Raw genomic sequence first — 14069 nt, forward strand, 5'->3', positions numbered from 1 at the left:
CTGGCGGCGGCAGCAGAGCAATGAGCGCTTGCAGTCAGCCCTGAACGCTCCCGCAAAAAAGGCAAGGTCTCTGCACCTTGCCTTTCTTTTGCCTGCCTGCTACAGCCCTATCCAGGCGGATAAAAGCAGAGTCAAGCCGGCTGGCGAGTCGTCTGCGCAAAACGGCGCGCCAGTTCCTTGCGCAATTCCTTGCGTGTCAGCGCCGCTTCCCAGCGGCGCTTTTCATCCTCCGTCTCGGGCACCAATGGCGGCACAGGCACCGGCTTGCGCTGGTCATCCACGGCCACCATCGTGAAAAAGCAGCTGTTGACATGGCGCACGCTGCGCTCGCGGATGTTCTCGGCCACCACCTTGATGCCAATTTCCATCGACGAGGTACCTGTGTAGTTGACGCTGGCGTAGAACGACACCAGCTCCCCCACATGGATGGGCTCCAGAAACATGACCTGGTCAACGCTCAAGGTGACCACATAACGCCCGGCATAACGGCTTGCGCAGGAGTAGGCCACATTGTCGAGTTCGCGCAGAATGGCGCCGCCATGCACATTGCCAGAAAAATTTGCCATGTCCGGAGACATCAGCACCGTCATCGTGAGTTGGTGGTGAGGTAAACGCATGGGCCCGATTGTAGGCATCGCTTCGCGCAGGCGACGGCGCTGCAGGCAAGCCCCTGAAGCCGCTCGGAAATGCGGCAGTCCGCCCCTCGAAGCGGTGATCGTGCTCCGGAGCGAGCGCCCCATCGCTGCCAAAAGCCCCGCCCGCGTTCGCCAACCCTGGTCAGCCCGCATAGACATTGCGCGGATGCTCCGAGCCAAGTTTGACGAACACCTTGAAACCGCCCAGGGACACATAGTCACCGGTATAGAGCACCTTGCGCCGCACCCGCATGCCGTTGACAAAGATGCCGTTCTTGCTGCGGTGGTCCTCAATGGACAGCACCCCGGCACGGTAGTAGAACGCGCCATGGTCACGGCTGACAGCGGGGTCATCCAGGCAGATCGCATTGTCCGCGCCCCGCCCGATCGTGGTAAATCCCTGCTCCAGAATGCGGGAATGAAGCACCACCCCTGGCTTGATGAAAATAAGGACTTCCGGCAGCATTTTCCACCTCCTTCGCCCGACCAGACCCCTGGCCTGCACTGCAATCCCGACATGCAGCTAGAACAAATTATCAATCGATTAATAAGATTAGATTGATAATAAATTACAACTCCGATTGATAGACAAAGGCGCTAGGGGATATACGGGGTTGTTGGTTTTTTCTATCGAGAGGGAAATCCTCCAACGGCCTGCTTCAAGGGGTAGCTCGCACCCAGGCGCACAGATACATTGCATGACACAAAGCAGTGTTGGCGGGGCGGGGATCGTGGCCTATAAATTAGGCCCACGCGAATGCATGCGCCCATGAAAAAGGCCCGCCGAAGCGAGCCTGAAAACACAAACCAGCCGACGCGTAGTGCGGCCAGGTAGACGCCTGTTGCTCAAGCGTCAAGCATCACTCCATGGCAATTTCAAGTTTTGCTGTTGCGCGATCAACTGCACGCTTCGCATCGCCAATCTTTTGCAGGTAGACGCGTTCAATGTCGCCGATCTGAGGTAGCGCCGCGTCAAACGCAGCCGCCCATTCCACTCGCCAATCAATCAACTCGTCTGGAGGTTTTTTCTTGCCGAACTCTTTACGCACCTCATCGAAAGCAGATTTGACGACCTCTTTCCCCTTGTTAACGCATTCTTGAGTTTGCACGCCTGGCGGCGTGCCGTTGCGCATCTCTTGGAAGTCCGCGCGACCGCCATACATGCACGCCTGAAGATTTGTACTCAACAAGTTGTTGTGGTACTTCACAACGCCAAAGTCGGGCTTGGCCTGCGGCTCCTCAGCCACTGGCTGGGATTTCTGGCTTTTCTTTGGCTGCGCCTGAGAGGCTGACAGTGAAAAGACTGCCACCAGAGCGACGGCAGCGATGATGCTAGGTTTATTCATGACCCCTCCTGTTACGAGGGGCCATGTTAGCAAAGCTTAGCGAGGCGTGCGGTAGCGGTGATGCACCTGGTCCAGTCAGCCCCTATGCATGGGCTCGACCCTTATGCCTACCTCAAGGACCTACTGATTCGGCGGCCCATGCACCGGACCAACCAGATCAAGGAATTGCTGCCCCATCGCTGGCACAGCGGCGCTGCGATACTTGGTGGATGAGCACCAAGCACCAACCTCCCCTAGCCAAGCGCGTGTACCAGCTACGCGTTGAGCTTCAGCATATCGCCCCTCCTGTGTGGCGGCGTATCCTCGTACCTGGCAGCATCAAACTGGCGAAGCTCAACCGCATCGTGCAGGCTGCCATGGGCTGGACCAACAGCCATCTACATGACTGGAACATAGAGCAGCGACGCTACGGAATCCCTGACAAGGAATGGGGTGGCGGCGACGGCATGCTTGATGAAAGAAAGTTCAGCATTGGCGCCGTCCTCGGTGAACAGGTTCAGACCTTCGGCTACCACTACGACTTCGGTGATGGGTGGGAACACATCATCACCGTCGAGGAGTGCCTGCCTGCGCAGGAGGGCCGTAACGACTGGCCGATGTGCCTGGCCGGCGAAAATGCTTGCCCGCCGGAAGATGTGGGCGGTCCGCCCGGCTACCTGGACTTCCTGGAAGCTATGCACAACCCCACCCATGAACAGCACGCCGACTATTGGTGCTGGTGGGGCGGGCCCTTCGATGCCAAGGCCTTCAGCATTAACATCGCCAACCTCGCCATGCGTAAGCTACGCTAACCCTCGCGCTCACATCAGCATGGGGCGGCAGGACGCTTACTTTCCTTGGCGTCCCTGCCACAGTACGGTGGCCGATTCATCAGCGGGACGCCCTGCTCCAGCTCCTTGTTCTGGGCATGACAAAGCCCGCCAGGCTTGCACCGGGCGGACTCGAAAAAACCACGGTGGGGTGGCTTGTTTGGTCCTTTGTTCATCTCGCGACATGGACAGTCTTGCCAATCAGCTTACTTGTTAGGCCAAAGCCAAACCAGCGCAGACGCTTCGAATCAAGTAAATTCTCGCAACTACAATGCTGCGCTCAGCACACTATAAAAATCACCTCATGTCTTCTAGCTTGCCTCTGTGCCCAATGTGCAAATCCGATCTCACTTATGCAGATGGCTCGGTCTATATCTGTCCAGAATGCGCGCACGAGTGGTCTTCAGAATCTGCGCAGGATTTGGATGAGTCTGTCGCTCTCGTCAAAGATGCTGTTGGGAACGTGCTGCAAGACGGTGACACCGTGACCGTTGTCAAAGATCTGAAAATCAAAGGTTCCTCCCAGGTTGTGAAGGTTGGCACCAAAGTTCGCAACATCAAGATTACTGGCGGAGACCATGACATCGATTGCCGGATAGACGGTATTGGAAGCATGCAGCTCAAATCCGCTTTTGTGAAAAAGGCCTGAGCCTCAGCCAAACAATCTCTCATCCAGATTTGCTCATTTCGGCTTTGATTTCCCAGGCCTAGGGACCCTCTGCAAAACTCCCTGCCGTGGTCTGAACGCGGGCTCGGGCGATCCGCTGCGTTGTCTTCCTTGTCAATAGCTACAGCTCGACTGCAAAAGACGCCTTACGTCTCATCCCGATCCGCGTCCATCCCGCTTGGCGAGGGTTATGCAGAGGATCCCTAGATTCCTTCGCGATCCACATCACGGGGGACCATGTCTACCGTGATTCCCTGCTTGCAGCAAGGCGGGCAGCTGCACTTCTCCATCAATGTGCCAGCAGGGAGGGCCGTGTTTCGCCATCCCGGCGAACAAGCATCGCGAGTGCGTTGCTGCCATCGGCGGCGCTGGCGGCGCAGTCGAATGGTGCGAGGGCTCCGAGCGTGACCTCACCGCCGTCAGCAATCAGTTGTTCAATATGCTTCATGCGCGCACATTGTGTGCCGCATCAGACCGGCTGCCAGCGGTGTGGCAGCAGTTCACTTATCTGGCTGGCGCGCTGCAGGGCAGGCGTGCCATCACATCGCATAGCTATGCGTAGGGGCCTCATGCCCGTTCATGCGCGCTGACTGGATCTAGCGCCTGACGGTGGCCGCCCGTTGCCCCGCGCGCAGGCTGCCAGCAAAGAGGCAGTTGTTGCGCCCCATGGCAATGGGCCGGATCTGGTCAGGTCGACAGCGGCATGACTTTCCTGGAACCACGGTATGGCACCCCGTGGGTCGATGAGCGGGCTTTCCGCCCGTCCTTCTGGACACCAGCGCTCAAAGCCTTGGGAATCCAATACAGGTCACCCAACAATGCCCGGCATACCTTTGCGGCCATGCGGCTAATGGCAAGTGCCACTCCAGCCTATGCGGCCAAACAGAGAGGGCATGCTGTGGAGGTGTCCCTCTCTGTCTATTCCAAGTGGATCGACGACGTTCACGGGGACCTAGAGCAGGCCAAACTCGAACGCTTTATTAGTCAACGCTCCCCTGCAACTCCCCCGGAGCAGAAGAAAGGCACGGCCTGAAATTGAAAAACCCTTGCAGGTTATAAACTTGCAAGGGTTTCAATTTGGGGTGGCTGATGGGGCTCGAACCCACGACAACAGGAATCACAATCCTGGACTCTACCAACTGAGCTACAGCCACCGTGTTGGGGAAGACATGATTATAGCCAGAAATTTGGCCCCTCTCATGAAATCGCCGTTTTTATGAAGTTTTTGTTTCTGCGGGGCGTGGAACCTTGATCTGGACCTTGAAGCGCTCCTTGAGCAACTCGTAGTACGCCAGGGTTTCCGCATTGGCCTGGTAGCGCTCAAACTCCTGCTTCTGGCGCAAGCGCAGCTCGGCAGAGTCCTCAGCACGCGGCACGACCTTGTTGACGCGCACAACGGTGTAGCCCTCGTTGCCCAAGTCCACGCCCACCCACGCTGCGGCATCACCGATCTTGGCGTGCATGGCGGCATTCAACACCTCAGGCACCTGGCCCTTGGCATCTTGGCGAGATACGACGATAGGAGCAGCCAGCTTGGCACCCGAGGCATCGGCCTTCCAGGCTTCCATCTTGGCCTGGGCTTGCTGGCGTGCCAGCTCGGCGGCTTTCTGGGCCACATACAAGTCGTGGGCCTTGGCCTTGACTTCTTCAAACGGCAGGATGCGTGCGTCGAAATGCTCCACCACGCGGCCCGATGCCAAGGTGCTAGGCGCCACTTCGATGGCTTCGGTGTTGCGCTTGTTTTGCAGCGCATCGCTGGAGAAAAGTGCTTCCAAGAAGGTCGGATTGGCCAAGGCACCGGTGGCACCTGGCGCTGCAGAGCGGGTGATGTGCTCGGCCTTCTGGATCTTCAGGCCCAGCTTGTCCGCCACCGGCTGCAGGCTGTCGGATTGCTCGAACACCATGTTCGAGAAGCTCTCGGCCACTTCGGCATATTTGCGCTGCACCTGCTGGGCCAGCACTTCGGTCTCGATCTTGGCACGCAGCTCTTCAAAGCTGGGGGTGCGTGGCGTCTTGATCTCGCCCATCTTGATGATGTGAAAACCGTACTCGGTGCTCACCAGATCGCTGATCTCGCCGGTCTTCATCGCAAAGGCTGCATCCTCAAATGGCTTGACCATGTCACCTTGCTTGACCAGGCCCAAATCGCCGCCGCTGTTGCGCGAGCCGGTGTCTTGCGAGTTCTTCTTGGCGATCTCGGCGAACTGTGCAGGGTTGGCCTTGACTTCGGCGAGCAGCTGCTCGGCACGCTGCTTGGCTTTTTCACGATCCGCAGCGGACATGGAGGCGGGCGCGTCAATCAGAATGTGGCTGATGTAGCGCTGGTCCTTGTCCATGAAGCGGCTCAGGTTTTCCTTGTAATAGGTACGCAGGTCGTCTTCGCTGGGCTTGATCATGCTTTTGACAGCATCGGCGTTCAGCACCACATACTCAATCGTGGACTGCTCCTTCTGGCGGAACAATTCCTGGTTGCTTTTATAGAAAGCTTCCACATCGGCATCCGTGGTCTTGACCTGGGAAGCGAAGTCCTTGGCAGCGAACTGGGCCAATTGAATTTCACGCTGCTGGTAGAGAGCGTCGACAGCCAGCTTGGTCTGCTCGTCGGTGGCAAAGGCCGTGTTGGCTACACCGCCCAGCACCTGGCGCGAAGCGATATCGCGGCGCATGCCTGCCTCAAAACCTTCGGGCGTCATGCCCTGGGCACCCACCAGCGCGCGGTAGGCATCTACATCCAGCGAGCCATCCGGCTTTTTCAGCGCAGCGATCTGCGGAATCTCCTGCAGCGCGCGCACCAGCGAGGCGTTGTCCACCGTCAGGTGCATTTTCTGCACGGCTGCATCAATCACCTGGTCGCGCACCATGCGCTCCAAGGTCAGATAGCGGGCCTCCGGGCCATCCATCCACTTGGAATCCATGTTCGGGTCTTGCTGGCGCATACGGTCGGAAGCCACGCGGTGTGCGTTGTCCCAATCCATTTGCGTAATGTCTTTGCCATTGACTTTGGCGACTACCGGGCTCTTTTCGGTGAAGTAGTTCTGGTTCACTCCCACCAAAACAAAAGACAGAATGATCAGCAAGAACAGCGGATACATCAGCACCTTGGAGTACTTGCGGATGGTTTCAAACATCGTCTAACTTTCCTGAGGACAAAAAAAAAGGCGAACCCTCATTCGCCTTTATTCGGTTTTCATTAGGTGGTGCTGGTTACCGATGGAATCAAAGCGCCGACCCATGCACTGCGGGGAGTGCATTCTCCCTTGCAGATCAATAAGATACAGCATCAACCAACTATGGCAACCCACCGCCTGACAAATAGGGCGTGCTACGCGCGCCTTGACAGCGCACGAACGTCGAAACAGCAAGTGTACAGCGAAAGAGTTTTTGATCTCTATGAGGCCTACAGGCAGCTTAGGGAATACGGGAATTTTAGGCCCCCTCAACGCACAGGCCTCCTATATACACAGTGATTGCCCGCATTTTTGCTTGCTCCTAAGCGCCTAAGGATCCTCGGCAAAACTCCCTGCCGTGGTCTGAACGCTGACTCGGGCGATCCGCTGCGTTGCCTTTCTTGTCAATAGCTGGCTATTGGCCGCACAAGACGCCTTGCGGCTCAACCCAATTCGTGTCCACCCCTTTTGGCGAGGGTTTTGAAGAGCCTCCCTAGTGGCCCATCCTGTGCGGTGACCGCATTCGGTGACCCGGGCCTGACACAGCAGCTTTGGCCAACGCGTTTTGGCGAGTGCCAGCACCCCGACACCGTTGGGCCAGTTTGGCGGCCTGGAGGGAGCGGCCAACTACAGCTCCAGCAAGCCCTGCCGCGTGCATACTGTCCGCGCCAAGAGGCTTAGCTTAAACACAAACGGTGGTGCATGGGCATGGAAGTACCACTGCACCAGCCGGATTCAGTTAGCGCCCATTCACCAAGCGGTGAAACTTCCATCCTCACCACACCCCTGGACGGGAAGTGCAGTTAGGCAAAGAAAAAACCCCTTAGATCGCTCTAAGGGGTTGATTTTCTTGGTTATTGTTTGGTGGGTGCTGACGGGGTCGAACCGCCGACCTACGCCTTGTAAGGGCGCCGCTCTACCAACTGAGCTAAGCACCCCACCTGATAACCGAAATTAGTTCAGCGCATCTTTCAATGCTTTGCCTGGACGGAACTTAGGCACCTTGGCGGCCTTGATCTTGATGGCATCGCCGGTACGTGGATTACGACCGGTGCGTGCTGCACGCTTGCCAACAGCAAAGGTACCAAAACCTACCAGAGAGACTGTACCACCTTTTTTCAAGGTTTTCTTCACTGCATCAATGGTGGACTCCAGCGCGCGAGCGGCAGCAGCCTTGGAAATATCAGCATTGTTAGCAATGTGCTCAATGAGTTCAGTTTTATTCACAAGCAGCCTCTATTCATCAAGAGAGTTAAGGAAGTATATGTTTCGTCTCATTATGAGCAGTTTGTACTCAGTACAACTGTCACAGATTCAAAAACAACACCACTGGCACGAAATTTTCATCTCGCATCCAGTGCCTCTGGAACGAGATGAATTCTAGACGGTATTTCAGGACACGCCAGCAAAAAAATCACATTTTTTCACTGACCAGCCTGTACTTTTCTGGACAAAAGCCAAGCAAGACGGGCTTTGCAGCCCTTTTTGCAGGTACAGACGCGATGAAGTCTAGCGCAAAGTCCGCGCCATGGACTAGGAATCAACCCTAGCCCGGATCTCTGGCAGCGCTTTTTGCAGGTAGTAGACCATGGACCAAACGGTAAGCACCGCCGCACCCCAAATCAGCCAGGTGCCCCAGATGCCGGTATCGATTCCGGCGACCTTGCCGTCGTAAAGCAAAAACGGAATGGCCACCATTTGCACGGTGGTTTTCAGCTTGCCCACCATGTGCACCGCCACGCTTTTGCTGGCCCCAATGCGGGCCATCCACTCGCGCAGTGCCGAGATGGCGATCTCGCGGCCAATGATGATCAGCGCGACAAACACATCGGCGCGTTGCAGGTACACCAGCACCAGCAGCGACGCGCAGACCAGGAACTTGTCAGCGACGGGATCGAGAAAAGCGCCAAAGGACGAGGTTTGGTTGAGCTTACGCGCCAAAAAACCATCGAGCCAATCGGTGAAGGCGAACACCACGAACATGACGGTGGCCCACAGGTTTTTGGTGGCCATATCAAGAGGCGAGTAGTACACGCCGATGATGAGCGGGATCGCGACGATGCGCGTCCAGGTCATGATGGTGGGGATCGTAAAGAACATGGGGCTATTGTGGCACGCAACCGTGCAAATTCAGTGAACCGCACTATTGCCTGCGCGACCATTGCGGCATGGCCGTTACCACTCCATCAATGCAGGGCCTTGTAGATGTCCTGCGCCAATGCGGCAGAGATGCCGTCCACGGTCATCAGGTCGTCGACCCCGGCATCTTCGACGCCGCGCACACCACCAAAACGCTGCAACAGGCGCGCACGTTTTTTGGGCCCCACGCCGGGAATGTCTTCGAGCCGACTGCCACCCACGCGCACCTTGGCCCGCGCAGCACGCATGCCAGTGATGGCAAAGCGGTGCGCCTCATCGCGAATCTGCGCCACCAGCATCAGCGCGGCCGAGTCCCGGCCTAAGTAGACCTTGTCGCGACCGTCGCAGAACACCAGCTCTTCCAGCCCCACCTTGCGGCCCTCACCTTTTTCCACGCCCACAATGCGTGACAGGTCCAGCCCCAGCGCCGTGAACACCTCACGGGCCACACCCACCTGGCCTTTGCCGCCATCAATCAGCACGATATCGGGCAGCCGGGCTGCGCCCTTGCCCAGCTCGGCGCCACCAGCATCGCGCTGGGCCTCGGCCACTTTGCTGTAGCGCCGCGTGAGCACCTGGCGCATGGCGGCATAGTCGTCGCCGCCGGTAATGCCCTCGATCTTGTAGCGCCGGTATTCGCTGCTCTGCATCTTGTGGTGGTGGAACACGACGCAAGACGCCTGGGTGTTCTCCCCGGCGGTGTGCGAGATGTCGAAGCACTCGATGGTCAGCTGGTCGATATCATCTTGCGGCAAATCCAGCGCCTCCACCAAGGCGCGCGTACGCGCCTGCTGCGAGCCCTCTTCGGCCAGCAGGCGGGCCAGCTGCAATTGGGCATTCTTTTGCGCCATCTCCAGCCACACGCGGCGCTCCTCGCGCGGCTGCGACACGGCTGCAATGCGTGTGCCGGTCTGCTGCGACAAAGCCTCCAGCAAGGCGGGCTCCAACGCCACGCTCACGACCAGTACCGGCGGGGGCGCCACCTGCAAATAGTGCTGAGCCACAAAGGCCTCCAGCACGCGCTGCTCCACCGTTTTGGCGGGCAGCACCGTACCGGGCTGGCCTGCCTCCTGGTCCGCGGCATCTTCGGCTTCTTCCATGCTGGCAATGGCGGCACTGTCTTCCACATGCACCGGGAAATAGGCGCGGTCCCCCAGATGCCGCCCGCCCCGCACCATGGCCAGGTTGACGCAGGCCTTGCCGCCTTGCACCTGCACGGCAAGCATGTCCACATCGCGGTCATCGATGGTCTCGATGCTCTGCTGGTGCAGCATGCTCGCCAGCGCCTTGATCTGGTTGCGGATGTCGGCCGCCTGCTCAAACTCCAGCTTGTCCGAGTGCGCCATCATGCGCGACTCCAGCGCTTTGAGCAGGGTGTCGGTCTCGCCGCGCAGCATGGCTTCGGCATGGGCGACATCGGCGGCATAGTCTTCCGGGCTGATGTGGTCCACACAGGGGCCGCTACAGCGCTTGATTTGGTACAGCAGGCAAGGCCTGGTGCGGTTGCTGAAGATGCTATCCTCGCAGGTACGCAGGCGAAACACCTTTTGCAGCAGTTGGATGGTCTCTTTGACCGCCCAGGCATTCGGGTAGGGCCCGAAATAGCGCTGGCGCTTGTCGGTTGCGCCCCGGTAATAGGCCACGCGCGGGTAGCACTGGCTGGGCGGCGTGCGCAGGTCGCCATCGTGGATGGCCATGCCACTGATCTTCAGGTACGGATAGCTCTTGTCATCCCGAAAAAGAATGTTGTATTTCGGGTGCTGGGTCTTGATGAGGTTGTTTTCCAGCAGCAGGGCCTCGGCCTCGGAGCGCACCACCGTGGTTTCCATGCGCACGATCTTGCCCACCATGTGGCCAATGCGGGTGCCGCCATGGTCTTTTTGGAAATAGCTCGACACCCGGCGCTTGAGGTTGATGGCCTTGCCCACATACAGCAAGGCGTCGCTGGCATCGAAGTAGCGGTAGACCCCAGGCATGGCTGGCAAGCCAGCCACCTGGGCAAGGAGTTCGGGAGAGTGCACGTGCGTGGCCATGGCGCTATTGTCTTATGCGTTCGCCCCGCCCACAGCGAACTGGCCTATCCGCCGCAGTCCATCACTGCACAATGCCGCGTTCACGCAACGCCGCAATCTGCGTGGCGCTCAGCCCCAGGCCCTGCAGCACCGTATCGGTGTCGTCGCCCAGGTGGGGCGCGCTGCTGCGGATCGTGCCTGGGGTGGCCGACAGCTTGGGCACGATGCCCGGCACCTCCAGCGTATGGCCATCGCGCGTGGTTTGCGGCACGATCATCTGGCGCGCGCGGTAGTGCGGGTCCTCGCTGATGTCCTTGGCCGTGTAGACCTTGCCAGCCGGCACCCTGGCAGCAGCCAGCGCATCCATCACCTGCGCAATGGCGCGCGGCTGCGTCCAGGCGCTGATGGCCGCATCGATCTCTTCAATACGCGCCACCCGGCCGGCATTGCCCGCCAGGTCCGGCGCCTGGCCCAGGTCCGGCCGGCCAATGGTGTCCATCAAGCGTTTGAAGATGCTGTCGCCATTGCCGGCCACCAGCACCCAGCCATCCTGGCAGGCATAGGCGTTCGATGGGGCAATGCCCGGCAAGGCGCTACCGGCGGCCTCGCGCACCACGCCAAAGGCGCTGTACTCGGGGATCAGGCTTTCCATCACATTGAAGACCGCTTCATGCAAGGCCACATCGATGACCTGGCCCGTGCCGCCATTCACCTTGCGGTGGTAAAGCGCCATCATCACGCCAATCACGCCATGCAGTGCCGCCAAGGTGTCGCCAATCGACACCCCCACGCGCACCGGCACCCGCCCGGGCTCGGCCGTCAAATGGCGCAGGCCGCCCATGGCCTCGCCAATCACGCCAAAGCCTGGCAGATCGCGGTAAGGGCCGGTTTGCCCGTAGCCTGAGATACGCAGCATCACCAGACCCGGGTTGATCGCATGCAGCTCTTCAGGCGACATGCCCCAGCCCTCCAGGGTGCCGGGGCGGAAGTTCTCCACCAGCACATCGGCCTGGGCAATCAACTGGCGGGCAATGTCCTGCGCCTCTTTTTGGCGCAGATCCAGCGCCAGCGATTGTTTGTTGCGCGACTGCACCTGCCACCACACCGAGGTGCCGTCTTTCAGCAGTCGCCAGTTGCGCAGCGGGTCACCGCTGACCGTGGCTTCGATCTTCAGCACCTCGGCACCAAACTCGCCCAGGGTCTTGCCACAAAACGGCCCGGCAATCAGCTGGCCCATCTCGACCACCTTGACGCCTTGCAAAGCCATGGGCCCGGGGGTTGCAGTGTTGGGATTCATGTCTGTCTCCATCCTTCATCGACTGAAAGCTATTGTGGCCCAGTACAGCCGCCCATGCGGTGACGCCCGGGACTGCACTATCATCGCCCCCGTGATGACCCACTCCCCCACCCCGCCCTCCGCCACGCCTTCGCCTCCCCCCCAGGTCTGGGATATTTTTTGCCAGGTGATCGACAATTTTGGCGATATCGGCGTGTGCTGGCGCCTGGCTGCGGACTTGGCCCAGCGCGGCTGCCAGGTGCGCCTGTGGGTGGACGATGGCCAAGCGCTGACTTGGATGGCGCCGCAAGGAGCGCTCGGCGTAACGCTGCACGCCTGGCCCACCCAAGCGCCTGCCGGTGGCGTGGGCGATGTGGTCATCGAAGCCTTTGGCTGCGAGATTCCGGCCGCTTTTCAGCAAGCGCTGGCCGAACGCGCGCACCACCAGCGCCCCAGCGTCTGGATCAATCTGGAATACCTGTCGGCCGAAGACTATGTGGCGCGCTGCCACCGCCTGCCATCGCGGCTGATGAGTGGCCCCGCAGCAGGGCTGACGCGCTGGTTTTTCTACCCCGGCTTCAGCAGCGACACGGGCGGCCTGCTGCGCGAGGCCGATCTACCCCAGCGCCAGGCAAGCTTTAGCCGCAATGCCTGGCGCGCGCGGCATGGCCTGCAAAACAGCGACCAGGTCTTCTCGCTCTTTTGCTACGAGCCACCAGCGTTTTTGCAAGCCTTTGCCAGCGCCGGCCCGGGTACGCAATGGCTGGTCACCCCTGGCCGCGCCACCGCCTTGGTGCAGCAACTGCTGCCGCAGCCCATGCCCACCCATGTGCATCTGCTGGGCACCTGCAGCCAGCCGGCATTTGACGAGATGCTCTGGGCCAGCGACCTCAATTTTGTGCGCGGCGAGGATTCGCTGGTGCGCGCCCTCTGGGCCGGCCAGCCCTTTGTCTGGCACATCTACCCGCAGGACGACAACGCCCACCATGCCAAGCTAGAAGCCTTTTTGGACTGGCTGAATGCACCCGCCAGCCTGCGCCAAGCCCATGCAGCCTGGAATGGCATTCCCAGGCCTGATGGCAGCGCAGTAGCATGGCCTGCAGTTACAGCGACCGAGTTGCAGCAATGGGCCCAGTGCGTGCGGGCCGCGCGCAACACTCTGCTTGCCCAGCCCAGCCTTGCCGAACAGCTGATGGCATTTGCGGGCGAAAAAGGTTAGAATAGTAGTCTTTGCGCTTATCCGCGCACCTTGCGCCGCCAGGCAGCAGTTGACGGATGCGCACAACGCCGCGGAACATGCTACGGCGCAGCACAGCCAGTCAAACAACGACACTTGCGCGCCGCCCGTAGTAGTTTGAGCGGCCCCAACACAGGCACTTACTGCTATGAAAATCGCTCAAGAAATCCGCGCTGGCAACGTGATCATGTTCGGCAAAGACCCGATGATCGTTCTGAAGACCGAATACGCACGTGGCGGCCGTGGCGCTGCTACCGTCCGCATGAAGCTCAAGAGCCTGATCGGCAACTTCGGCACGGAAAACGTGTTCAAGGCCGACGACAAGATCGACAACGTGATCCTGGAAAAGAAGGACTGCACGTACTCCTACTTCGCAGACCCCATGTACGTGTGGATGGACCCCGAATTCAACCAGTACGAAGTGGAAGCCGAAAACATGGCTGACGCACTGAACTACCTCGAAGACGGCATGACCGCTGAAGTGGTGTTCTATGACGGCAAGGCCATCTCGGTCGAACTGCCCACCACCATCGTGCGCGAAATCACCTGGACCGAGCCAGCCGTCAAGGGTGACACCTCCGGCAAGGTGCTCAAGCCCGCCAAGATCGCTACCGGTTTTGAAATCTCTGTGCCCCTGTTTGTGAGCCAGGAAGACAAGATCGAAATCGACACCCGCACTGCTGAATACCGCAAGCGCGTGTAATGCCAGGGCAACCCGCCCAACGCAAGCAAACCTCCATGCCCCGCGCTGGAGGTTTTTTTGTGGTCAGCGCGCCCAGCC

Annotated in this window: 14 protein-coding genes, 2 tRNA genes and 1 pseudogene; 5 read left to right on the forward strand and 12 right to left on the reverse strand. The window is 59.4% G+C overall.

Going from position 1 to position 14069, the window contains the following annotated elements; genetic code table 11:
• Positions 1 to 131: 131 nt before the first annotated feature.
• The 3 genes from M2375_RS08235 to M2375_RS08245 all read right to left on the reverse strand — a co-directional run bounded on the left by M2375_RS08235 (position 132) and on the right by M2375_RS08245 (position 1981).
• Positions 132 to 617 (reverse strand): acyl-CoA thioesterase, encoded by a 486-nt coding sequence (locus tag M2375_RS08235; RefSeq protein ID WP_259165118.1) that lies wholly within the window; start codon positions 615 to 617, stop codon positions 132 to 134.
• 160 nt (positions 618 to 777) lie between these two features.
• On the reverse strand, positions 778 to 1101 hold the full coding sequence (locus M2375_RS08240; protein WP_259165119.1) for an FHA domain-containing protein: 324 nt from the start codon (positions 1099 to 1101) through the stop codon (positions 778 to 780).
• 394 nt (positions 1102 to 1495) lie between these two features.
• Positions 1496 to 1981, reverse strand: coding sequence for a hypothetical protein (locus M2375_RS08245; RefSeq protein ID WP_259165120.1), 486 nt, complete (start codon positions 1979 to 1981; stop codon positions 1496 to 1498).
• A 60-nt stretch (positions 1982 to 2041) separates the two neighbouring features.
• On the opposite strand from M2375_RS08245, the gene M2375_RS08250 reads away from it, so the two are divergent.
• The 3 genes from M2375_RS08250 to M2375_RS08260 all read left to right on the forward strand — a co-directional run bounded on the left by M2375_RS08250 (position 2042) and on the right by M2375_RS08260 (position 3439).
• A complete protein-coding gene (locus tag M2375_RS08250) occupies positions 2042 to 2194 on the forward strand; it encodes a transposase domain-containing protein (protein WP_404979291.1) in 153 nt (50 codons plus the stop codon).
• Positions 2191 to 2772, forward strand: coding sequence for a plasmid pRiA4b ORF-3 family protein (locus M2375_RS08255; RefSeq protein ID WP_259165121.1), 582 nt, complete (start codon positions 2191 to 2193; stop codon positions 2770 to 2772). Before M2375_RS08250 ends, M2375_RS08255 begins: the two co-directional genes overlap by 4 nt.
• 322 nt (positions 2773 to 3094) lie before the next feature.
• A complete protein-coding gene (locus M2375_RS08260) occupies positions 3095 to 3439 on the forward strand; it encodes a zinc ribbon domain-containing protein YjdM (protein ID WP_259165122.1) in 345 nt (114 codons plus the stop codon).
• Between the two features lie 307 nt (positions 3440 to 3746).
• Here the strand turns inward: M2375_RS08260 and M2375_RS08265 are convergent, their stop codons facing one another.
• The 9 genes and pseudogenes from M2375_RS08265 to M2375_RS08305 form a co-directional block, all read right to left on the reverse strand.
• Entirely contained in the window at positions 3747 to 3905 is a 159-nt protein-coding gene (locus M2375_RS08265; protein WP_259165123.1) for a hypothetical protein, read from the reverse strand.
• Between the two features lie 21 nt (positions 3906 to 3926).
• Positions 3927 to 4146: pseudogene (locus M2375_RS08270) on the reverse strand (transposase domain-containing protein); the annotation flags it as partial.
• Positions 4147 to 4535: 389 nt separating this feature from the next.
• A tRNA-His gene (locus tag M2375_RS08275) sits at positions 4536 to 4611 on the reverse strand.
• 60 nt (positions 4612 to 4671) lie between these two features.
• Positions 4672 to 6585: a SurA N-terminal domain-containing protein gene (locus tag M2375_RS08280; RefSeq protein WP_259165124.1), complete on the reverse strand. Its 1914-nt coding sequence runs from the start codon at positions 6583 to 6585 to the stop codon at positions 4672 to 4674.
• A gap of 901 nt (positions 6586 to 7486) precedes the next feature.
• Positions 7487 to 7562, reverse strand: a tRNA-Val gene (locus M2375_RS08285).
• A 16-nt stretch (positions 7563 to 7578) separates the two neighbouring features.
• Positions 7579 to 7851 carry an HU family DNA-binding protein gene (locus M2375_RS08290; protein ID WP_182327378.1) on the reverse strand — a complete coding sequence of 91 codons (273 nt, stop codon included), beginning with the start codon at positions 7849 to 7851 and terminating at the stop codon, positions 7579 to 7581.
• Positions 7852 to 8157: 306 nt separating this feature from the next.
• Entirely contained in the window at positions 8158 to 8724 is a 567-nt protein-coding gene (gene pgsA / locus M2375_RS08295; protein ID WP_259165125.1) for a CDP-diacylglycerol--glycerol-3-phosphate 3-phosphatidyltransferase, read from the reverse strand.
• A gap of 86 nt (positions 8725 to 8810) precedes the next feature.
• Entirely contained in the window at positions 8811 to 10796 is a 1986-nt protein-coding gene (uvrC, locus tag M2375_RS08300; RefSeq protein ID WP_259165126.1) for an excinuclease ABC subunit UvrC, read from the reverse strand.
• Between the two features lie 61 nt (positions 10797 to 10857).
• Complete coding sequence (locus M2375_RS08305) at positions 10858 to 12072, reverse strand: CaiB/BaiF CoA-transferase family protein (RefSeq protein ID WP_259165127.1); 1215 nt, start codon at positions 12070 to 12072, stop codon at positions 10858 to 10860.
• A 94-nt stretch (positions 12073 to 12166) separates the two neighbouring features.
• On the opposite strand from M2375_RS08305, the gene earP reads away from it, so the two are divergent.
• Positions 12167 to 13270: an elongation factor P maturation arginine rhamnosyltransferase EarP gene (gene earP, locus M2375_RS08310; protein WP_259165129.1), complete on the forward strand. Its 1104-nt coding sequence runs from the start codon at positions 12167 to 12169 to the stop codon at positions 13268 to 13270.
• Positions 13271 to 13436: 166 nt separating this feature from the next.
• Positions 13437 to 13991 carry an elongation factor P gene (gene efp, locus M2375_RS08315; protein ID WP_182327373.1) on the forward strand — a complete coding sequence of 185 codons (555 nt, stop codon included), beginning with the start codon at positions 13437 to 13439 and terminating at the stop codon, positions 13989 to 13991.
• The last annotated feature ends 78 nt before the right edge of the window (positions 13992 to 14069 follow it).

Source organism: Comamonas sp. BIGb0152 (assembly GCF_024809975.1).
Lineage (GTDB): Bacteria > Pseudomonadota > Gammaproteobacteria > Burkholderiales > Burkholderiaceae_C > Comamonas.